The sequence below is a fragment of the Roseobacter cerffii genome (assembly GCF_054226325.1).
The window spans coordinates 1,449,696-1,472,228 of sequence record NZ_CM135757.1; the positions used below are offsets into that span (position 1 = coordinate 1,449,696).

The 22,533-nt window shown below is 55.3% G+C and carries 13 protein-coding genes; 7 read left to right on the forward strand and 6 right to left on the reverse strand.

Annotated elements, in window-relative coordinates:
- The first annotated feature begins 183 nt into the window (after positions 1 to 183).
- Entirely contained in the window at positions 184 to 1,134 is a 951-nt protein-coding gene (locus ACVC7O_RS07155) for a hypothetical protein (RefSeq protein WP_458325394.1), read from the forward strand.
- Positions 1,135 to 1,144: 10 nt separating this feature from the next.
- On the forward strand, positions 1,145 to 2,605 hold the full coding sequence (locus ACVC7O_RS07160) for a carbamoyltransferase C-terminal domain-containing protein (RefSeq protein ID WP_458325395.1): 1,461 nt from the start codon (positions 1,145 to 1,147) through the stop codon (positions 2,603 to 2,605).
- A gap of 54 nt (positions 2,606 to 2,659) precedes the next feature.
- Here the strand turns inward: ACVC7O_RS07160 and ACVC7O_RS07165 are convergent, their stop codons facing one another.
- From ACVC7O_RS07165 to ACVC7O_RS07190, 6 genes are all read right to left on the reverse strand, one after another.
- On the reverse strand, positions 2,660 to 5,827 hold the full coding sequence (locus ACVC7O_RS07165; RefSeq protein ID WP_458325396.1) for a leucine-rich repeat domain-containing protein: 3,168 nt from the start codon (positions 5,825 to 5,827) through the stop codon (positions 2,660 to 2,662).
- A gap of 367 nt (positions 5,828 to 6,194) precedes the next feature.
- Positions 6,195 to 7,361: a reverse transcriptase family protein gene (locus ACVC7O_RS07170; protein WP_458325397.1), complete on the reverse strand. Its 1,167-nt coding sequence runs from the start codon at positions 7,359 to 7,361 to the stop codon at positions 6,195 to 6,197.
- Between the two features lie 176 nt (positions 7,362 to 7,537).
- Entirely contained in the window at positions 7,538 to 8,758 is a 1,221-nt protein-coding gene (locus tag ACVC7O_RS07175; RefSeq protein ID WP_458325398.1) for a phosphoribosyltransferase-like protein, read from the reverse strand.
- Between the two features lie 176 nt (positions 8,759 to 8,934).
- Complete coding sequence (locus tag ACVC7O_RS07180; RefSeq protein ID WP_458325399.1) at positions 8,935 to 9,534, reverse strand: ATP-binding domain-containing protein; 600 nt, start codon at positions 9,532 to 9,534, stop codon at positions 8,935 to 8,937.
- Positions 9,528 to 10,034, reverse strand: a complete 507-nt coding sequence (locus ACVC7O_RS07185; protein ID WP_458325400.1) for a hypothetical protein — start codon at positions 10,032 to 10,034, stop codon at positions 9,528 to 9,530. The genes ACVC7O_RS07180 and ACVC7O_RS07185 overlap by 7 nt, the downstream gene beginning before the upstream one ends.
- Positions 10,027 to 11,700, reverse strand: a complete 1,674-nt coding sequence (locus tag ACVC7O_RS07190; RefSeq protein ID WP_458325401.1) for an ATP-dependent nuclease — start codon at positions 11,698 to 11,700, stop codon at positions 10,027 to 10,029. Before ACVC7O_RS07190 ends, ACVC7O_RS07185 begins: the two co-directional genes overlap by 8 nt.
- Before the next feature lie 278 nt (positions 11,701 to 11,978).
- Between ACVC7O_RS07190 and ACVC7O_RS07195 the strand changes: the two genes are divergently transcribed.
- The 5 genes from ACVC7O_RS07195 (at position 11,979) to ACVC7O_RS07215 (ending at position 22,045) form a co-directional block, all read left to right on the forward strand.
- Positions 11,979 to 12,560 carry a DUF1569 domain-containing protein gene (locus tag ACVC7O_RS07195; protein WP_458325402.1) on the forward strand — a complete coding sequence of 194 codons (582 nt, stop codon included), beginning with the start codon at positions 11,979 to 11,981 and terminating at the stop codon, positions 12,558 to 12,560.
- Between the two features lie 469 nt (positions 12,561 to 13,029).
- Positions 13,030 to 16,758: a LamG-like jellyroll fold domain-containing protein gene (locus ACVC7O_RS07200; protein WP_458325403.1), complete on the forward strand. Its 3,729-nt coding sequence runs from the start codon at positions 13,030 to 13,032 to the stop codon at positions 16,756 to 16,758.
- A gap of 72 nt (positions 16,759 to 16,830) precedes the next feature.
- A complete protein-coding gene (locus tag ACVC7O_RS07205) occupies positions 16,831 to 18,504 on the forward strand; it encodes an ABC transporter transmembrane domain-containing protein (protein WP_458325404.1) in 1,674 nt (557 codons plus the stop codon).
- The gene (locus ACVC7O_RS07210) at positions 18,501 to 20,693 is read left to right on the forward strand and encodes a peptidase domain-containing ABC transporter (RefSeq protein WP_458325405.1); all 2,193 of its coding nucleotides are present in this window, start codon (positions 18,501 to 18,503) and stop codon (positions 20,691 to 20,693) included. Before ACVC7O_RS07205 ends, ACVC7O_RS07210 begins: the two co-directional genes overlap by 4 nt.
- Complete coding sequence (locus tag ACVC7O_RS07215) at positions 20,693 to 22,045, forward strand: HlyD family type I secretion periplasmic adaptor subunit (protein WP_458325406.1); 1,353 nt, start codon at positions 20,693 to 20,695, stop codon at positions 22,043 to 22,045. The genes ACVC7O_RS07210 and ACVC7O_RS07215 overlap by 1 nt, the downstream gene beginning before the upstream one ends.
- The last annotated feature ends 488 nt before the right edge of the window (positions 22,046 to 22,533 follow it).

Here is a 22,533-nt window from a genome sequence, read left to right on the forward strand (position 1 = left end):
GACTTGGCGAAGCGCATGGCCAAGCTAACGGCTCGTTTTCGAAGTTCGCACCCTCTAACCCCAGGCAGATTCCGTACTGGGCATTATTTGGCACCGATTTGTCCTGACGGCAAACCTGCTCACAAGGCTCTGGTCTGGTATCCAACCAAGGGGTGTAGCTGGGCTATCAAGTCCGGATGTACAATGTGTAACTTCGGCCAATGGTCAAGTCTTCCCGAGAGTGGTCGACTGATAGATGATTTCATCGCAGAGCTCGACAAGCTGGACCCTGGGACAAGGTATATGCACATCGGGCCTGGCGGTTCGGTTCTTAGGGACAAAGAAGTCTCTCCGGTCTTAAGAAAGCGGTTGATAGGCCAACTTAAGAAGTTTGCTTTTTTGGAGTCGCTTGGCATTGAAAGCAGGGCGGAGACAATGAACAGCGAGCAAATCTTGGAGATCGAAAGCACTCTTGGGCCAAACGTGCGGGAACTTTCGATTGACTTTGGGCTTGAAAGCAGCTCGGATTTGATACGACGTGTTGCGGTTAACAAACATCAAACCCGAGAGATGCTTGGTAATGCATTCAACACTGTTAAGGTCGCAAACGCACAAAGCAGTCGGAATATTGTCGTCGACTGCTACGTTTTATTGAAGCCAATATTTCTGAGAGAAAGCGAAGCGATCGAAGACTGTGTGCGATCTATAAACTGGGCTTATGATCAAGGTGCATCAACAGTCACAATCTTTATGTCCACGGTCAAAGTAGATACCGTCATGAAGTTTCTCAACGAGGTAGATATGGAGTATCCATATCGGTACGCGACGCCCTACTATCATTCAGTATGGGAGGTGTTAAAACGATTACATCCGCTTAGGCGTCGAAGAACAGGCGTCTTGGGCTTGACTAGCGGCAGGCCATTTGACGTTGCTCCACGGAGCTGTGAATTTTGTAAGTTTGTGCATGAAGGTCTCATTGCAACACATAACTATACTCGGGACCCTGCCATTCTAAGTGCAGCCTCAGAAATTAACTGCTCCTGTAAATCCAAATGGGAGGAGGAAATTCAGATAATGGAGCAAGGCTCCCTGGTAGATAGATTTATGGAGTACATTAGCCTTCTTGATGCACAGTTCTCCGGGAACGATTGGTAGGTCGCCAAGTATGTTAATTGCAGGACTAAATGTGTCTGCCACACAAGATGGCCGGCCTCAATCTGATGCTGCTGTGGCATTTTACACAGATGGCAAGGTATACTCTATCCCAGAGGAGCGAATAACCAGAAAGAAGCACGATGGAAATTCACTCTATTCTATTCAGTACGGTCTTTCAGCGCTGAAACGCGGCATTAATGATGTAGACCGATGGATCGTGTCTACTTGCGGGGAGGAAGTTCCTAGTCCCGATTGCTCGACCTGGATTAGAGCGGATCGCAGGCTGTCGCTTGAGGATCTGGGAGTGCCCAAAAATAAAATCATCTGGAATCCGTCACATCATCAATCACATGCCTACGAAGCCCTCCTTTCGAACGATCTTCCAGGATCATGCAAGCAGACTTCACTTATCTTTGTAGCTGATCGAATTGGGCAACCCTTTGAGAAGCAGTCGCTGTTTTTTTATGAATTTGGAAAACTGAGAAAAGTAGTAGATGCTTGGAAAGGATCAGGAATGGGAATATGCGATGCATACGAACGCACTACCGGTGCCTTGGGATGGCATCCTCAGTTTGATTGTGGGTTGACTATGGCACTTTCTGGATCTTCTAAAAACGTGGGCAATTTGGCCGCGGACCTATTTTCCATAAAAAGAGACCACATCTATGTGAATGAGGATGGTGTTGATCAAATTATTCATAAAATAGATGATTCGCGAAGTTTACAGAGTAGAATTCAATTCTCATGTGTGTTGCAACGCAGCTTAGAGAAAACTGTTGTTCGTTTTTTAAGGTCTTGGGTGGAAGCGCTGAAACCCGATAATCTGATAATATCAGGAGGACTCGGATTGAATTGTGCTCTGTTAGGTCGACTAGTGCAGAAATTCCCGGAGGCGCAAGTCCGGGGCACGCTGATCCCAAATGACCACGGTCAAGGTGTTGGAAACATTTGTTGGTATTTAGCCGAAACCATTGGTGTTCTACCGGAAAAACTACCCGTATTACCGAGCGACAGGTCCCATAATCTGTCTAGGGATCTTGTTCGCAAAGCGGCCAAAGAAATCCTGTCTGGTGGGTTTTGGGAAGTTCATCAAGGGGATGCGGAACCTGGTCCAAGAGCTTTGGGTAACCGTTCAATCCTTGCTGATCCAAGAAGAACAAATGTCAAGTTTGACTTAAATCGGAGAAAGGGGCGGTATACTTGGCAGCCTTTCGGAGCGGTGCTTCACCCGAACGTTGCCAGATCATTTTTGGTTGACTCTCCTTACATGTCTACCGTTGCGTTCCCTTCTTCTGAATTTACGGGGGAATTTCCATCCATAATGCATACTGATGGTTCCTGTAGAGTTCAAACTTCATATAAAGGCCGACCATTCTTACGCGCACTGATGGATTACCTTGAAGAAAAACATGGGCTAAATGTTCTCCTAAACACGTCCCTCAATCGAAATGGTGAACCCATCGTTCTATAGACCAGTGGCACGGAAATTGTAGAGTCTAGACCCGAGTTCATTATGTGGTAAAGGTTAGTTCATAGCCGCAGGCTGTTTTGAATGAACGAGCACTTCGTCTTGAGACATCCAGTACCATTTTGCGTTTGGCGCTCGCCCCAAATCCATGCCGTGGGCTCTTGGATCTAGACCAATAGAACTTAGAAACTGGCTCATCAAGTAGAGATTTGCCTTAGTAATGCTATTTGACTTTCCGTCATGACCAAAATCCGACACTCGGTCGAACGTGTCTGACATCTCGTCTAGTGTCTCTTCAACACCTGGCGGTAATTCAAATGGTAAAGGTGCACCGAAAAATAGAGCGCCTAGCCGAGCTGCTGGTGCTAGGTATTTCAACAAACCCTGGTCAGCTGTGAAATCAATTTCTGCAATAAATTGACCGCTGAACTCGGAATATAGACTCGCGTTTAGACGAACTCGACCAAGTAGGGACCAACTCTTGATGTCTTTCCAGCGCTTTTCAGCGGGCTTAATGACGACACTCGCAGGAGCAGGCCGTTGTAAATGTTGTTTCAAATAGCCTAAATCATCGAACTCGACTCCGTACGATCGATGAACCTGCTGCGGCTTAATGCCAGCCAATATATGGCCTGGATAGATGGTTGTATCACACTCTTGACACTTCCCAGTTTCGTTGTTCTTCATCCATCTGAGAACATTCTCAAGATTAAACGTTCCGTTACAAAGTCCTGTTGCAGTTTGAGTTTTGCATTGCAGAAGATCGAAACGCTCTACTCCCGGCCAAAGTGCACATACGTTAGTGATAGTTTCGTCAATGATGTTGAATAGAAAACTTGGATTGTCACCACAAACAAAAACTTCGAGTTTCATAAGGGTTCGTTCATAATGTATAGTTACTAGCGCTTCGTTATTATAGCGGCCACCAAAATCCCTTAAGAATACTCCATCACTCCAAAAACTACCTTTTTCACCTTTCTTTGGATAGTGATGGTAAGGTTCAAAGGAAGCAAGGAGTCGCGGAAAAAAACCTTCAACACTTGGCTCCAGATTGGTCGTCATGCGTAGTATTTTCTCTTCCCTATTTTGAATCTCCTCTGGTACCCAAGGTAGTTCAGGGAGAGCCTTAGGAACCAGTTGAGGGATAAGACTTTTTCTTCCATTGGAACCCTTTGTTGGCAAAGCAACACCTTGCTCTTGCAGCATCCGTAGAAGACGGGCGAAATCATCTAATCTGTATATGGTCCAACCATCAGTTTCATTCCCGTGATTACACCAAACATCTTCAAGTTGGTCGTGGTTCAAAATTCCGCCAGACAGTTGTGTGGGTCGATGCTCCATTACTTGCATAAATGCCATAGCCAACCAACTTGGATCACGCACGATGGTATCCCGCAAGTATGGGTCGTTGGGCGAGTCTACACCGTACCATAAGCCGCGACCTGTCCGATGGATGTACGAGGATGCAATTGTTTCGACGGCTTCTCCATCAATAATACCATGCCTTTGGCAAATTCTTTGCAATTCAGAGAAGTTTAGCCATGGTGACGACTTGGGCCCGCCAAGTGCTTCTGCTCTGGCAGCCAGCCAACTCTTATTGATTGGGTGATCATATCCTGGAGTAGACTTTGTCGCACAGATAATCGCTTTTCGTAATTCATCGATCTGAAAATCTTCTAAAGAGTCAACCTGCACTTGTGAAACTACCATTTCTTGGATATCATCGTCGAAATTGGTTAAGTCAACTTTCCAAGAGTACGCGCCGCGGATAGCTTTTGCATGCGTTGCAACAATAATTATTTTTGCGCGGTTTTTTGTTCGTGCTGAGATACGATTCAGCCAATCTATGATCATGCATTGGTCTTCACCTCTTCGTGGGTCCCAAACGAGCAGATAAATGCCATGTTCGCTATAGAAGAATTGTTGCGTAATTCTGTAAACTTGTTGCCCAGCAAAATCCCAGTAGTTTACGGTTATTGTTTCCTCTGACTTGTTAGGATCGGCGATCTGGAAGTGGCCGTAGTCCAAACCCCACGTGTTTTGTTCGTCATGTTTAGGTGTGGCTGTATTGTCTAGACTCTTTCGTAGCGTGGTTTTTCCAACTCCACCTTCTCCAGTTATGAGAAGCTTAACTTCTTTCAGTCCAGTAACATCACTAGGATCGATTAATGCTTGCAAAAGAGCGCGGAGGTAGGGTGTCCCTTGCTGTGCTGCTGACACGATGGATGGTGCCAGCTGCGTACCAAGAACATTAAAAGTATCGAGGTCCTTTAGATTGCATATCTGGTACGGAATTGCATCGATAGGGTTATTGGAGAAATCGGCTTGTCGCAGTGAGATCATCAATTCTATGGATTCAGGAATTCGCTTTAGGAAGTTATTTTGCGCCCAAAGTGATCGCAGAGATGCCAAGTTACCGATGCTTTCCGGCAGTTTCTTGATCTTGTTTCCGAGAATAGCTAGCTCTTCAAGGGTGCTGATTTCACAAATAGACTGTGGAAGTGACGTAAGTTGGTTCTTAAAAAGGTGCAATTCGCGTAGGCTTTGCAGTTTTCCGATATTCTTGGGTAGCTGATTCAGTTGGCAAAAATTAGCATCTAGAATTTTTAGATCTGTGAGGTTGGCCAGGCTCGATGGAAGTTTCGTAATTGGATTATTTTGGATCTCTAGTGAATCTAGTGAGCGCATACTTCCTATATATGGCGGTAGGCTCTCAAGTTCATTTCGTGATAAGTTCAATCGCTTTAGCCTTGTAAGACTAGTTATTGCAGAGTCTATCTCAGAAATTTGGTTTCCTTCGAGGCTTAATACTTTCAGCGAAGCTAAGGTACAGATTTCTAAAGGTATATTCTGAAGACGGTTTCCGTCTAGTATCAAGTGGGCCAAGTTGACTAGATTGGATAAAGCGTCGGTTAAACTGTCGAGCTTGTTTAGCCTCAGGTTTAAGCTCCGGAGGTTTTTTAATTCGTTGAGGTCGGGTTGTAGACCTTTTAGTTGGTTTGCCGATAGGTCGAGGTCTGTCAGCTTTGGCAGTTGAGAAAGTGCTCTTGGTATTTTCTTGAACCGGTTCAGTGAGAGGTCAACTGTTTCAAGATCGTGGAGTTCACTGAATCCTGCTGGTAGAGTCTCCAAGCGGAGTCCCGACAAATTTATGGATGTGCTCTTGTTTTCTGCTGCGTATTGAACAAGGCGCTTCGCTTCGTCTAGGTGATGAGCTTTTGACATTTATACTAACCTAAGCTGAATTTTCTTAGTCTAAGTTGGCCAGGGTTTATTGGTCAATCAGGACCTCAATCTTTGAGTGAAGAATTATATTCATAAGATTGATTACGCATTATGGCAGTATTACTGACCTAAAAGTTTGAATTTCCGCCCCACTCATTCAGGTTCGGCCCAATGCTGACGTCCGCCTTGACATCCAGATGCTGCGGTGCGGCCCGTCGATCCGGACATTCGCGGCAACCGCCAAGGAAACAAGCGAACAAAACTACGATCTGCGGAAAACGACGACTTTCGCTGTTTTTGCGCTGGCCACAGACTCTAGTTGACTCAAACTCTTTGGTGGACTTGTAGCTTCATGCGCCTCTAGCTTTCAGTCTCGATTCCCCAGGAGTCGTTTTGGCTCCAATGGTGGCCAGTCAACCGACTCAAAGCTCTCAAGTGCCCGGGCACCATAGTCCGGCTCAACGGTCTCCGCCCAAGCGATCAAACCGCGGACATGGTGAAAGATACCGGACACGGAAGTTTTCCTTGAAGCTGCGTGCACAGACGGCCCGTGTGATTCCGATGTCAGGTAATGTAAATGCATGCGGATGTTATCCTTGTATTCGCGCGGCAATCGCGGCAGCTCGGAATCAACCAACATGCCTAGAACAATCCGCCTTGTCCCTGGTCCACGAACGACGGTCTTTCGGTGGTTGGGGCGGAACCCTGACTTATTGAGCTTCGCCAAAACCAAGCATTTGAAGCGCTGGAGGTGCGCAATCTCGTTTTCGTCGCCGCACGAGAACGCCAAGTCATCGGCATACCTTGTGTAGGTCATCCCGTATTCCTCAGCGAGCGCGCTCAAAATCTCGTCTGCCTTCAACATAGCAAGATTGGCGAGCATCGGACTCGTCGGCGCGCCTTGGGGAAGCATGCCTTCATGCTCGCACTGATAGTACGGAATTGCCGGCCAACGTTCTTCTAGATCAGGTCGCGGTCTGGGTCGTTCGCAGGCAACTGTCGTCAATCTTGCGAGTTCAAAGGACAGGAGGCGGGGAAACCCCAAACCCTCGAAGATAGCGGTGACGCGCCCTTCCGATACAGTGTGAAAGAATTCTTCGAGATCAATCTTGAGCAGCCAAGCGCATCCGCAATGCTCCGCCGCCGCTTCATAAGGCCGACAGTGGGGATGGAATGCAAAACTGGCGGCATGTGGCCGCGTGAACTGGAGGATGTTGTCGACGATCCATCTCTGAAGACTCATCAATGTCGCAATCGGCACGCTGATCATGCGAACGCGATTTCGGCCCGGAATACGTTTCTTGAGATAAAAGAACTTGTAAGGCCGATGCACACGCCGTGCTACCAGATCTCGAAGATGCAGAAACGGAATATCAGTTAGATAGCTGAGGTGTCTGAGCGTCAGGACCGGCGTTATCCTAGAATCAACAGCGCGAATCCGCTCGAAGGCCGCCATTGCATTGTCGAGTACCGACTCATCGACACCTTCACGACGTCCCTGAGAGCAATAGCGTTGAGAGTTCGGCGTTGGCATCTACTTTGACCCACCCGGGTGGGTGGTACTGCGCGTCGCGGCCAAGACACCGCCAGACGTGACGTGCAGTATCGCGCAGCGTGAATACTCCGCTCCTCTTAGCGAACGCCGGAAATCCGACGTTCCAGGCCCCCAAGGGACCCGTCGCTGCCGAAGCAGCGCATTTCTAGACCCCGTCACCGAGCCCTCAACCGTGTGGGATAGTAGAAGGGTTTGTTCGGCTTTGGAAGGACAGGGCTGCGCGCCCGGCGTCGTTTCAGCCGCCGAAGCTCGGATCGTCCGAGCGCAGACAATGTCAGCTTTCGCGTCGTCCAATGCGCGATTTCGGTGAAGTCGACGATTTCTCGAACCGTTTCAAGTTCTAGCCTGCTGTGCGCCGATATCTGCGCTCGGGAGCGCGCGCCCGCCTCGATCGCCGCCAATACCAGCATCGTTTTAATCCATCGGCGACCACGCGAGTCAGACAGATAAGTCTCGGCATCGCGGATACGAAGCAACTGCTCGGCACGCGCAGCGAGTTCCTCACGGTTCGTGCTTGGAAATTCTCCTCTGGCTGCGATGGTGCTTCGCCGCTGGAAAAGCGGTTCCCATTTGCCCCATCCGCTATGCAGGATGGGCGGAGCATTGTTCGGCACACCATGCTCGAACGCAATCAGCGCTCTCGCCCGACCATAACCAAAAGGCCGGTTGTGATTTGGAGGATAGGTCCGGCACAATTGCCTCACAGCGTCGCGTGTCGGCTTACGGAACGCAGCATCAATCGTCGGACATCCCGTCACCGTCAGCACCTTGGGTCGCAAGCGGCTCGATCGCACGTAGCGCAAACCCTCCTCTGTTCCCGAATACGCGACGACGTAGAAATCGATCAGGTGATAGGAGCGCCAACTTCGGACGGAGGCAACAGTACGAAATGCCTCGAGCATCTCCCAGACCCGCTGCCCTGATCCGATGAAATCAGCTACTATAACAATCGGGCCGACTTTGCGCCTTCGCAGCAGATCCGGACCTGGATGATTGAGCATCTGTCGGCCATGCTGGCGACAATAGTTGGTGATGAGATTTGCGATGAGGCCTTCGCTTCCGACCTCGGGACGATTGGGATCGAATAGAATAGGCTGTGGACCTTTGCCGACCGCACGCCCGTTTCGGGCACCAGGGAAGATGGGCAAGACTTGGTTCTTATCCCATTCCACTTCGCGTTCTGCGTAGAAGGCAAGCGGCCCCTGACCTCCATATTGAATATGGACTTTGTCAAAAAGTTGGGTGATGCCGTTCGTAAGCTCGCCACCGCTGACGAGAAGCAGTTCGTCGATGAGATTAGCGGCGATCTCACGATCCGTTTCTGAGAAGCGCTCTAACCAGCGCTGTGCAACCTCACTTCCCGAGAAATTAGCCACTTATCAATCTATCCTCGTGAATTTGCCGATTTGCTCAGCCTAAGCTACGACGTCAGTGGCAGTCTACCAACTGGGTTCGTGTTGAGACGAACCGCAGGCTTTGTTCAATTTAGTGTTCTCTGCTGCGCAGTTTCATTAACGCAGACATCGGCCCGCAGCCTGCCGATGTTTAGCACCTAAGGAATCTTGAAAAGAAGACTGGGGTTCGTTTTCGGAATGACAATTGCCAAAGACGACTTTGCGCGGCTTAAGGCCACGTAAAGCTTACATCTTCCGTAAATCGTGTTGCCAAAGCTGGAACGGTCACAATGCATGATCATGGTATTGCTGCACTCGAGGCCCTTGGCTTTGTGAACGGTAGAAAGCGTCTTCGGTAGGGGTTTGGGTCGCATTACAATGCGGCGCATAGTGATTTCGGCGTAGCCTTGGGAGACGTCTTCATACTGTACGAGCCTTTGCGATTCCCAGAACTCGCGCTTGAGATCGACCTTTACGTCAGAGAAACCCGCTGCGGAGCTTTCGATGAATTGATCAATCGCTGCGATCGCTTTCGAAATGCCTAAGTGGTTAGGCTCGGCCAGCAGCATCCTGGTTAGACCTTGTATGTTTCTGGGTTTACCTTTTCGGGTTTTACCGCACTCGCTTTCTATTTCAGCGTTCAATGTGTTGCCGTGCGTTGAAGCGGTGAAGCCTTTTGCAATAGACGACATGAACCTCGTAAGCGCTTTTCCAGCCCTGACTGCGCTGCCATCGACGGACTGGATGTCTGTTAACAAGACAGACAGTGCGTCGCGCGTATGGCCTTCCCAAATCGGAACCTTATGATTTGATGATGATCCGGGGAGGCGTCCTGATGCTCGTCGCAAACGACTATCGGATAGCGGCGTGCCAGAGCTGCCGGGACAACCGGATTATTCTTTAGAAACACAGCAACACGTGCCGCGATCTGTAAGAAACCGTTATGTGTATAGGCCCAAACCGTCGGGTCCGGCCGAAGGTCGAGCACCTTGTGATATGCAGCGGCAATCTGGCAGATCAGCGCGTCTATGGTTCTGATTTCAACCGCGTTGCGAGAGACGCCCCGTGTTCTTTCTCCGAATACGTCGCAAGCCGCATTGGTATGAGTAGGAATCAACATCCGACCGTTGCCAAGCGTCGGTGCGATGTCATGGGCATATTCGGCGCCCTGATAGGTCTTGCCACAACCCGCAGGTGCCTCAATCACGACCAGGGGTTCATCGCTCCGCAGCAAATCGAATACGGACTGATCAGGCATTCGCAAGGTTATGGGCAACGGTGAGCCCGACAGACGCCAATATGGCTGCAATCAAGGGAAGCAGGCGTTCCGAAAGGCCGTTCGATCCACCAAGCGCTATCGCCTTTTGGGCAAGTTCGGCACCGCCAGCTTCAGACTTGAACCAGCTGGACGAATGGCTCTTCCAGGCTTTTTTCTCTCCTTCGGGCGCGTCATCGGAACGCCCGCTTGCGGCGTCAATAACAAGCTGCTTCAAGGGTTTTCCGGTACTGGCCAGAGCTGCACTAATGCTGTCCAGCGTCCTTTCTTCGGCTCCGCAGCGAACTTTCAGATGTTGTAGACGGGTGCCAGTCTTATCTTCCCCTACGGCGCCGATCAACGCGGGGATTTGATCCTCAGGAATGGCAGAGATGACCGCTTCTTCAGTACAACCTTCCTCCCATTGGAGCAGTAAATCACCCATCTTTTCTTTTAACTCTGCCCAGCTATCGGTTTTGACACCTTCATTGTCGGCCAAGCCTGCAAATTTGAGTCTTGCCTCTTCAAGAGCTTTGAGCAGCTTTCTCGTGTGGTCGTTGCCTTGGCCGTTGCAGACGCGAATTCCGTGATCGAGGGGGGCGCACCCCAGTGCCAATTCGAGAAGGTGATTTAGAAAACCCACCTCTGTTACGCCCTCCGCGATAACTGCAACGCGCGACAAGAAAGTCTCGGGATCGTTCTTTTGCTGTTTGCCAACTAGCTCGGACGGCAGTGTGCCCAAGCGGCCGGTGCTATCCATGTACCACAGGTGCGCTTCTGGCGCGGAAGCTATTGCTATTGGGCTATGCGTCGTGACGAATTTCTGGCCGTCTTGCTCGGAAAGATCGGTGAGAAACTGTCTTAGACGGTATGGCTCTAGCCCACGTTCGATTTCATCCACGGTGATGAAAGAGGGCGCAGTGCTATCGGCAGCCCCGATTTCAAGGCTGGCTAAACGCCTGGTTCCGGCTCCCCAACTCGAAAGCGGAAGTTGCGTGTCCGCGCTCTTTTCAGCCAGCAAACCGACAAGGGCGCCAATCGAGATGCCCTTAGAGCTCGTCAATCCAATCGACACGCTGCCGGGAAGGGCTTTTTCTACGAACTTGGCATCAAGTGCCGTCAGTGCCTCCTTTGCCGCTGCGGATAGTTCGTCCTGAAGATTGATACTGGAAACCTGCTTGCCTATGCGGGAACGCAAGGACGGATCGCCTATGTGCCGATCCAGAGCAGACCCGTAGACCAATCTGAGGTCCTTGTCGTTTCGGTCATCACTTGGGAGTGAAACCAGCCCGATCTGTCGTCTGAGCCCAACGGAAAATCGGATCGTGTTTCCGTCTGGTTGAACGATCTCCCACAAGGTTTCTTGCTGATCGTTTGCTGTGAACCGGACTCTGTAGACTTCGTCGTTTTCGCCGCTCTCTTCGTTATTATCTGGAACAACGGCTTCCTTTCCATCCCAATGCCAAGGGTAGGCCATGTTCGACTGGGTGTTGATATCGATCTCGTTGCCCAGGCGAACTACAGCTTCGATAACGAAACTGGTTGCGGTGTCCCTCATCCAGTAATCTGTCTCGGAAACGTTAAATGAAGTCGATGGCGAGAACAGAAGATCTACGGCCTCTAGCACCGTTGTCTTTCCTGTATCGCCGCCACCTAAAACGAAATTCATACCAGCGGAGGGAAGTTACATCAGGTCGGGCAACTCGCAATCGCAGCGAATGTCGGCTCTCATCGGCCGGGCCGCAGCATTAAGACAACGGGTTTGATGTCTCCTTTGGGCCGCCAACTCAACGGGGTAAGGTGACTTTGGAAACCACAGTTTGCGCTAGCTGCCACGGCAACTACGAGCCTATAGTATTGAACTTTCCGCGATGTATGAACGTCTGTTTTCTAAAATGAGACAGGCCTCTGCATACCTATCAAAAGCGCGCTTGCTCGACAGGAACGATGATTCAGCCTACCCTTCCTGCTGAATGTAGCGGGAAAGCACTAGCAAAAATGAATAGGCGTCGTTTCGCAAAATATGTTGTCTCTGGCGCTTTTTTGGGTGTCGCGGGTGGTGGGTACTTCTGGCTGAACGCAGCGCGCGATCAAAGTCAACTCGGTCTTGACTTGATGCTGGATAAGCTCGACACGCTCGCGAAATCGCCTTTAGATAAAGCCGGAGATTGGGACCCGACGCGAACGTTTCATCATCTCGCACAATCGGTCGAGTTCTCGATGTCGGGATTTCCGGAAGAAAAGTCTTCGGTTTTCCAACGAACTGTTGGGCAACTCGCATTCAAGGTCTTCAGCGCGCGTGGAAAGATGTCCCACGGTTTAGATGAGGTCATCCCCGGAGAGGTCGTACAGAATGACGGCGAGGCTCTCAACGGTCTGCTGCGTTTGAAGTCTGCGCTTTTGACATTCCGCGAATATGAAGCCGACCTCAAACCCCACTTCGCATATGGCCGACTGGACAAAGACGATTACGCGATTGCGCATGTATTGCACATCAACAACCATCTGGAAGAGTTTCGAATTGTCTAGGTCAAAGAGCCGACCTTGAAACTTCGGAAGCGAATGGCGGCGCTGTCACGTGTCCTCGTCGTTTGGTAGAGCGCATGCTGCGCGTCCGCGCCGAACGTCTGCAGATCAGGCTGCGAGCACTGCATTGCCTGGAAACCCGTCAGACTCCAAGAAGGCCCGCTAATTGCAAGCCCTCGAACAGACAACGCTTAGACACCTCTTCGAGGAATAGTGGGTCTTGTCCGCGTGGTTCAAGCGGAACTCTGGTCTCAGGCGCACGATAACGTCGAGAATGTCTCGACAGTAGCACCAGCGGACCTGATTAACGGATTTGTATAGCGGAAGGTTTCTAGCTCATTTGAACCTGGGCTTCCCCAACGATTTTAAACATCTAATAACCAACCCGTTAGAAACCTCACCGCTTCAAGACGGTTGTCGGTTAAATTTCGCCTTTGAGTTTTGATGGTTTGGTTTGACGGACGGCAGGCGAATGGCAACCGAAGACAAAGACGCTGGGCCCAGAGGGGCACCGCAGGAGAACGCTACAGACAACCGCACGGCTCGTCCGTCGGATGAACAGTCGCGATTTGTTGATGTGCGGTTCGAGAGCGGCGACGCAACGACTTTGTCAGCGGCGGCGTCGAGCAATCTAGCGGCGCTGAGCGGCCTAGTCGGCACCGAGGCAGAGGCAGCACCCGTTGAGGGGCCGATGTCCGGGGCGCCAGCGGATCGCGCCGATGCGGTGGCTCAGGATGACGCAGTACTGCCCGAACCGACGCAGCGGAGCGGCGAGGAGGCGCGCCTTGAGGGGGCGGGTGCGGAGGCGCTCGCACAGCCCTCCGGGACACCGCAGGTGGGTGCCTCTGCGGCGCCACAGACACTCGATCTTGACCTTGATGTGACACCAGTTGCCGCCCCCGGCGCCGGTGATCGGCCAGCGGCAGAGCGCGATGTGGCGGCCCGCTCCGAGCCTGCGCAGGATGCAGAGGCAAGCGCCGCCGCCGCGGCCCCGCCCGAGGGTGGGAGTACGGCGACACCGAGTGCCACCCGTGAGGCTGCAGACGACAGCCCTGAGCCGGTGGTGACTGCGGCAGCGGTCCCTCAGCCGGCTGCCGTCGCACCGACGCTACAGGTTCTGTCGGGCGGGTCTGTCGTGGAAAACAGTGCGACCGGGACAGTGGTGGCGACGCTTGCGGCGTCTGACGCCGATGGCGCGGTGAGCTATGTGCTGACGGATGCTGCGGGCACGCCCGTGGTTGACCCGAACTTTGAGATTGTCGGGAACGAGATTCGGATCAAGCCGGGTGCGGATCTGGATTTCGAGGCGGCGGAGAGCCATGCGCTGTTTGTCACGGCCCGGGATGCCGATGCCACCTCGGACCCGTTGCCGGTGACGGTGACCGTGACGGATACCGCCGAGACGCTCACCCTGGCGGACGGGGGTGTCACCTTCGTTGACAGCGGGGTCACCGAGACCTTGGTTGCCGGTGGCGCAGGTGATGACGCCGTCACCGGGACTGCCGCGGATGATGTGATCAGCGGTGCAGGCGGCCATGATACGCTCACAGGTGCCGCGGGTGACGATGCGCTGAGCCTCGGCGCGGGTGATGATGTGGCGATGGCTGGCAGCGGCGACGACACGATCACCGGCGGGGCCGGTGACGATACGATCGACGGCGGGGCGGATGATGACCGGGCGATCTGGGACGGTGATCTTGCCGATTTCACCGTCACCTATGACAGCGGCGCTGACACCTTCACGATCACGGATGTGAATGCGGCTGATGGCGATGAGGGGAGTGATCAGGTCACTGGCGTGGAAACCTTTACGTTCAACGGCACGGACTATTCCGCGGCCTATTTGCAATCTTATGCCGCCAATACCGCGCCCACCGACATCACCATGACCGGCGGCACGGTGAATGAAACGGTCGCAAGCGGCGGCAGCATCGGCGCGAGCTATGACCCGTCGGGCGATGTGGTGGCGACCCTGTCCACCAGCGATGCGAATGCGGGCGACAGCCATACCTATAGCCTCGTGAATGACCCCTCGGGTGTGTTCGAGGTGGTTGGCAATGAAATCCGGGTCCGCTCGGGCCAGACCATCGACCATGAGACCGATCCGAGTTTCGATCTGACCGTGCGGGTCACCGATCAGTTCGGCGCCACCTATGACGAGGTGCTGACGATCAATGTTCAGAACGCGGAGAGCAGCTATGCCGCTGGCAGCGGCGGCGAGACCGTGACGGGCACCTCGGAGGAGGACACGCTGACAGGTGGCTCGGGCATCGACAGCCTCTATGGTGGCGATGGTGACGACACGCTGATTGACGGGCGCGGCGGGCGCGACACGCTGGATGGTGGCGAGGGCAGCGACCGGATCTTCCTGAACCACTCGGATGGGGCGACCAGCAATATCGTGACCGATACCGGGACCAGCGGCACCGACACGCTGGTGCTCGACAATGGCGCGGGTACCTACCGCGTGCAGGGTGATTTCTCGGCGGCCACCTCGGGCATCGAGGTGATCGACGGCAGCCAGACCTCCGGGGATGATCTGGGCACGCAGGACGGGGCCGCGAATTTTGATTTCTCGGGCATGACGCTTGTCGGTGTGGATCGGATCATCGGCACCAACAATGACGACCAGATCATCGGCTCGGATGGTGGCGACCAGATCGTCGGATTTGCTGGCGACGACAGCATCAGCGGGATGGGCGGCAATGACACGCTCCATGGCGGCGTGGGCCGGGATACGGTCCACGGTGGCGATGGCGATGATGTCATAACAGCCGATGGCAGCGCGTCAGGCGCGCCTGTGCTGTTGATGAATTTCGAGGATGGCGCCAGCGGGGTGGCCTCCGACGCCGGCCCGAATGGTGTCGATGGGGTCTATCAGGGCGATGCGTCGACGGGCTCTGTCGGCTGGAATGGCGCAGGCACGGCGGCAACGCTCGATGGCTCTGGCGATTACATCGAAGTCCCGCACGATCCGGCCTTTGCGCTGTCTTCGGGGACGGTCTCGGTGCGGTTCAACGCGGACAATCTGGCGGGGCAGCAGACGATTTTCTCGCGCGATTCGAGCTATTTCGACAATGGCGGGCACCTGACGCTCTGGGTGGAGTCCGATGGTGGGCTCAAGCTGCGGATCCAGTCCGAGACGGACAGCTATTTCATCGACACGGCCTCGGGGCTCGTGAGCCCTGGATCGTGGGCGCATGCGGCCGTGACCTTCGGGCCCGATGGGCTGGAGCTCTATCTCGACGGAACGCTTGTGGGTACCAACAGCTACACCGGCGGGATTTCGGGGAACATGGAGCCCTGGACGCTGGGCGCCTCGCAGTGGAAGAGCGGCGATGCTGTCGCCGACAATCTGCAGCAGTATTTCGAAGGCGCCATTGACGAGTTTGCGATCTTCGAGGGCCAGCTGTCGTCCAGCGAGGTCAGCGATCTGGCGACAAACGGTGTAACCGCGTTGATCGACGGCAACCTGCTGAACGGTGATGGCGGGAACGACACGATCACCGGTGGTGACGGCAACGACCAGATCCTGGGTGGCGCAGGGGATGATCTCCTCGTCGGCCAGGAGGGCAATGACACCATCGACGGCGGCGCCGATGACGACACGATACAGGTCGCGGACACGCATGGAACAGATTCCATCAGCGGTGGCGATGGTTTCGATATGCTGGAGTTTCTCGGAACCCACGGTGTCGAGGTCACATCGACGGCGGATGGCGCTGGCGATTACGCCTTCCGTTCAGGCGGCGGCGCGGATGGTACGTTCTCCGAGATTGAGCGGATGATCCTGTCGGACGGCGCGGACCGCGTTGACGGATCGGCGGATACGGCGGGCCTCGACATCGATGCCGGAGCCGGAGACGACACGCTGACCCTTGGCTCGGGCGATGATGTGGTCACCGGCGGCAGCGGGTCGGATGCGTTTCTGATCGGGTCGCAAGAGGGTGCGGACACCGTCGATGGTGGCCTTGCGGGCGGATGGACTGATGTCATCACGCTGGAGGGCATGGGCAACGGCTATTCCATAAGCGGCGACACGGTGGATGGCGATGGCTGGACCATGGTTCTCGAAAGCGGTCATTCGGTCGTGTCTGACAGCGCAGGTGTGCTGCAACTGTCGCAGGACGCCAGCGGTGTGATCTCCTTCGATGACGGCGGAACGATCGATTTCACCGGCATAGAACAGATAAACTTTTAACGGAAAACAGAGACTTAAATCGAAATTTAGCACTTTGAGGTATCTATTCCCGCGATGGTTCGAGGGAATGGAATGTCGGTTTACAAGAGTCTGCAGAGTGCGCTGCGTGATCCAGCGCTGATCGGTGCGTCTGTCGCATCGAACCTGCTTAGTTTGGCGATTCCGCTGGCGATGATCCAGATCTATGATCGGATCATCCCGAATGAGGCCTATGAGACGCTGATCGTACTTGCCGCCGTGGTGTTGACCACGGTGGTGGCGGAGATGCTGCTGCGCGGTGCACGCCACTTCCTGCTTGGTCTGGCGGGGCAAAGGTTTGAGTTCACGGCCTATGCGGCTGCTCTGCGGGCGATCATGAACCAACCGTCTGTGGAGGCCAGCCGCCAGAACGAGGGGACGCTCTTCACACAGCTGTCGAGCATTGATCGGCTGCGCGAGATTTACACCGGGCCAAGTATCATGGCGCTCCTCGATCTGCCGTTCGCGTTTCTGTTTTTGTTTGTGATCATGCTGATTTCCCCTTTCACCGGCGGTGCGGTGCTGGTGGCGCTGTCGATTGCGTTCCTGATCCTGAGATCGTCGCGCACCAAGGTCACCGCGCTGCAGGAGCAGCGCAAGGAGATCGAAGCGCAGCGCCACAGTTTCCTTGCCGAGGTGTTGCGCGCCATGTCCTCTGTCAAATCACAGGGGATCGAAGGGTTCATGCGCCGCCGGTACGAGCGCCTTTTGTCGCGTTCGGGTGAGAAAACCTTTGATATGAATGCACGTATTCACACCGCTCAGGGGTTCGCGGGTGCAATTGGCTCTCTGGCGCCGCTCTTCGTGTGTTGTATTGGCGCCTACTCGGTCATCCATGACGCGATGACGGTTGGATCGCTCGCGGCGATGGTCCTCCTGACCGGGCGGATCGTTCAGCCTGTGCTGCAGTTCGAAGCCTTCCTGGCCGGGAGTGAGACGGCCAAGAATGCGCGCGAAGATCTCGATGCCATTCTCAACCTGCCGACGGCGGCGGACGGCAAGAACGGCCTGTGGGGGGTTTGCAAGCTGGAGCTTGTCGATGTCGAGACCGAGCCGGAGCCCCGGACAGGCATCTGGTTCGAGGGGTTGAACGTCTCGCTGAAAACCGGGGACTGTATTACGCTCGAAGCACCGAACCCGCTCTATCAATCCGCGTTCCTGCGCGTGCTTGGTGCCGAGGCGGCGTTCCGGCGTGGACAATATCTCATCAATGATCAGCCTGCCGAAGCGTTCCGCTCTGCCGACCGGGCGGAGGCGGTGCGCCTTCTGGGCCCCGAGAGCCAGCTCATCGAGGGGACGATCATGGAGAACATGACGAATTTCGCGCCTGATCTGCACCGGCACCGCGCGCTGGCGCTTGCGAGCGAGATCGGGGTGGATCGGTTTTTCTCCGAAAGCGCCGATGGGTATGAGACACAGATCGGGTCGTCCAATGATGTGAGCCTGCCAAAGTCGATTGCGGATGCGACGCTGATCGTGAGCGGTCTGGTGACGGAGCCTGACGTTATCCTCTTTGATGAGGCAAATGCAGCGCTTGACCTTGAGACCGATCAGAAGCTGCTGGCGCTGTTGGAACGGCTGAGGCCAAACTCGATCATCGTGCTGGTGACCGGTCGGCCCTCGTTTCGGAACATCGCCACTGGGAGCCTCGATCTGACACCGCATGCGCGGGGCTTGCGCGTGCCGGGGGCCATGGCTGTCACGACACCTGCGGAGGTTCTGCAATGACAGAGCCCGCCTCACGCCGCAAGGCCGCCGCCACCCGACCCGGCCCGGACCATGCAAGAGAATTTGTGCTCGATGCCCATCAAGACGCGATGTGCAATGGTCAACTGAACGGATTCTCCTTCGATCCGAGGGACGCAGCGCTGTTGATCGAGCTTTTGTCGCGGCTGAAATGGATGCCGGCGATGCGGGATCTGGCTGTGGCGTTGCCGCATTTCCCGCGGGTCTTCGGGCCCCATGAGCTCCGCACCACGCTGGCCAATCTCGGCTACGCGAGCTCCCAGAGCAGGCGCCGAGGGTCTGCGATCTCGCAGCGCGGAGACGTTTGCATGGTCGTCGATGGCGATGGCGTGCCCTGGCTGCTGGACCAAGAGGAGGGTCGGGCCTGTCTCAGCCATCCCCGGGGACGCGACGGCATGGCGGAGCGCCAGCCCATCCGACCGCATCGGACCTATGACATGATCACGTTCCGCGAAATGCGACACGACGCGGACGCCGACCGCGCTGTCATGGCGCGGGGCAGCTATATGGCTGATCTGTTCTCTCGGTTCGCGCCGCAGGTGCGGCTTCTGTTCCTCCTATCGGTCCTGACCGGTGCGATGGCCATCATCGTGGCCTTCGGTATCACGATGATCTTTGACACGGTCCTGCCCACGAGGAACACCACGACTCTTCTGCACATCCTGTTCGGGCTTGGCCTTGTGTTCGGCGTGGATTTTGCGTTGCGCCGGATCAAGACCAAGCTTATCGGGCGGATTTCGGCGCGGGTCGAAAATATCCTTGGCGCAGACCTCTTCGGCAAGCTTCTGCGGCTTCGGCCCAACCTCGTGACCGCAGCCCCCGTGAGTGCGCAGCTGGCGCGTTTGCGTCAGTTCGAAGCCATTCGGGATGTTCCGGCGAGCCCAATGGTGGCGACGCTGCTGGAACTGCCCTTGACCGTGATCTTGCTGACCACCATTGCTTTCATGGCCTGGCCGTTGGCTGCGATGCTCTTTGTTCTTTGCGTCGCTTTCGGTCTGGCCGGCCTGGTTGCCGGGCCGGGCCTCAAGCGCGAGACGCGCAAGCTCGCGATCGTCAAAAGCGGGGTGTCGCGCACCGTCACGGAAATCCTCGCGAACCGGCAGCATATCGCGCGATATGGCCTGGCGGATGCGCTGTGGACAAAGACCAGCCCGCAGATCGGGGATCTTGTGCGTCAGCGACGGCGCGTGGCGATTTATGCGCGGGTGATTGGCGGGATTTCCTATGCCAGCCTCCCGTTTTCGGCGGCAATGGTGATTGGTGTTGGCGCGGTACTGGTGATGAACGGGAGCGTGACACAGGGGCAGCTTGTGGCGACGACCATCCTGACCTGGCGGCTCATGGCACCGGTTCAGCAGTTGCTGGTCCAGATGTCGCGCCTCCAGGACGTGCGCGATTTGGCCGCTGATGTGGACGCGATGATGCGCCTCCCCAACGAAGAATCGACCCGTGCGGCCGAGGTTCAGCGGATGCCGGAAGGGCATCTCAGCGCATCAAATGTCGTCGTGCGCTTCCCGAAATCGGTGTTGCCGACCCTGATGGATCTTCATCTGGACATTCCCCACGGGGCATTCACGACCCTGATTGGCGCGTCGGGGTCCGGCAAGTCGACCCTTCTGAAGGTCTTTGCGGGGCTCTTGCCGCCAAATGCGGGTGCGGTGCATTTGAACCAGCTGAATATCGCGCAGCTCTCCAAGGAGTTCCGGGTCGCAAACATCGCTTACGTCCCGCAACAGCCCCCGTTCTTCTTCGGAAGTGTTGCCCAAAACCTGAGGTTTGCCGATCCCGGAGCAAGTGATGAGCGCCTGCATCAGGTGCTTGCGGATCTGGGCATGACGGAGTGGCTCAACGACCTGCCCGAGGGCCTGTCGACCCGGCTCGATCCATCGCGCGACAGCGCCATTCTGCGCCCGGGCGTCAAATCGATGCTGGCGGTCGCGCGTGCGTTCCTGACCGACCCGGTTGTCCTGTGCCTCGACGAGCCCGCAGGCGGTTTGGACCGCCACCTAGAAAGCAACCTGTTGAGCGCTCTGAAAGTGCGGCAAGATCGCATGACGACCATCATGGTCACCCACCGGCCCAGCATTATCCGCCAAGCGGATCTGGTGATCGCGCTGAATTCCCGCAAGGCGCGGGTCTATCGCCAAAACGACAGCGAGCAGGCCGCGTGATGATCCCCAAAACCCTCATACCCCTGAAGGCATCTCGCCGGGCCCCAGACGATGCAGTGCCGGATCATCTGAGCGGCCTCGATGCCAGTCCGGAGCTGCCCGAGCGACGTGATGGCCGCTTTGCGCGGCAGTTGATTGTCACGATTTTGACCGGAATCGTTCTCGCGATCTTCTGGGCCGCGACGACTTCGGTTGATGAGATCACAGTTGGCGACGGGGTGATCGCCACCCAGTCGAACACCGTCCATGTGGAGCACCCCTACGGCGGCGTGGTTGAGCAACTCAGTGCCTCTGTCGGTGCGGACGTGGCCGCGGGCGACCATCTTCTGTCGCTCGACAGTGCATCGCTGGAGCGGGAACGGCAAACTGTCGAGGCCAGACTTGGCGCGCTGCGTGCGGAGCTTCGCCGGGCGTCGCTTGTACTGCGGGATGAGACCCCGGCCCTTGGTTCCGAAGCGGCGGATCTTTCGCCGGAAGAACAGCTGTTCTGGGCCGAGCAGGACTTTCTGACCGCCCGGATCGAGATCATCTCGTCACAAGCCACAGCCGCGGGAAACCGGATAGACGCCTTGACGGAAACGCGTGAAAGCCTGGCGCAGGAGTTGGACCTTCTAGCGGATCAACTCCAACGGTATCGCATGCTTGTGGAGCGCGGATCTATACCGCTTGGCGAGGCAGAAGCGGCTGAGCGCAGATGGCTTCAGATTGAACGGGAATTGTTGGAGCTGAACGGGGATATCGTGGCTGAACAGGACGCACAGAAGGCCACGCACCTTCGGCGCGCAGAACTTCTGGCCGAACGTCGGCGAGAGGCGGCGCAACGCCGTTTTGAACTGACTGAGGAGCTCGTCGCGGCAGAGCAGAACCTGGCTGAAATCGATGCCCGCCTCGACCGCGCGGTTGTCACGGCATCGACGGCTGGAACCATACAGCAGCTGTCTGTGTCAGGACGCGGTGAGGTCATTGCACCTGGCGATCTCATCGTGGAGATAGTCCCACATGGGGGTTTGCTGGAGGTGGAAGTCGAGGTCGGGGCTGATCGGATCGGGACCGTGCAAGAAGGCCTTCCCGCAACGATCAAGGTGTCTACCTATGATTTCACGCGCTTCGGGACCATTGAGGGGCGCGTCGCCGAGGTGTCGCCGACCAGCTTTCAGAATGAAACCGGAGAGACGGTTTATAGGGTGAAGATTACGCTTCCAAACGATGGTGGCGATATCAGACTCGGCGGGCATCCTCTACGTCCCGGAATGGTCGTCACGGCCGAGATAATCTCCGACAGTAAGACGGTCCTCAACTACGTCCTGAAACCTCTACGCGAAATTCGTCAGGGCGCATTTGCCGAAGCTTGAATTGCGAACGGCACGAGCCTGAGAGAGCTCTGGGATTTTGATAGTATTTGGCGAAGAGAACGGAGTGTGTTCGGCGTCGCTTGGTCATTCCTTGCTCAAAGAAGGGTTCTTGCTCCGGCTCATCGAGAGCTCGACCTCAGTACAGGGTCAGACCGATTATGCATGCTTAGGACCGAACTGATCCAAACTGTGGGAGCGCATCCAATGAATGCTCCGACGATCACAGAGCGCGCGGAGGAGACATCAGTGGCGTCAGGCCGGTCGACCGGACTTTGATTTTTCCGTTTGGTAGCTCGAAGGGGTCCATTGGAGAATGGAGTGCGCGAAAACTACCGCCGCATCCTGCGCGCAAGGGCCGCCAATGCTCTCAATCATGCAGCGAAGCGTTCAGATGCTATTCCGCCTCTGCTAACCGGAGCGAGCCCAGGCTCACCAATGCTGCGCCCTGCACAAATGACCGGGTCACTCGAATGCTCGCGCTGCAAGGC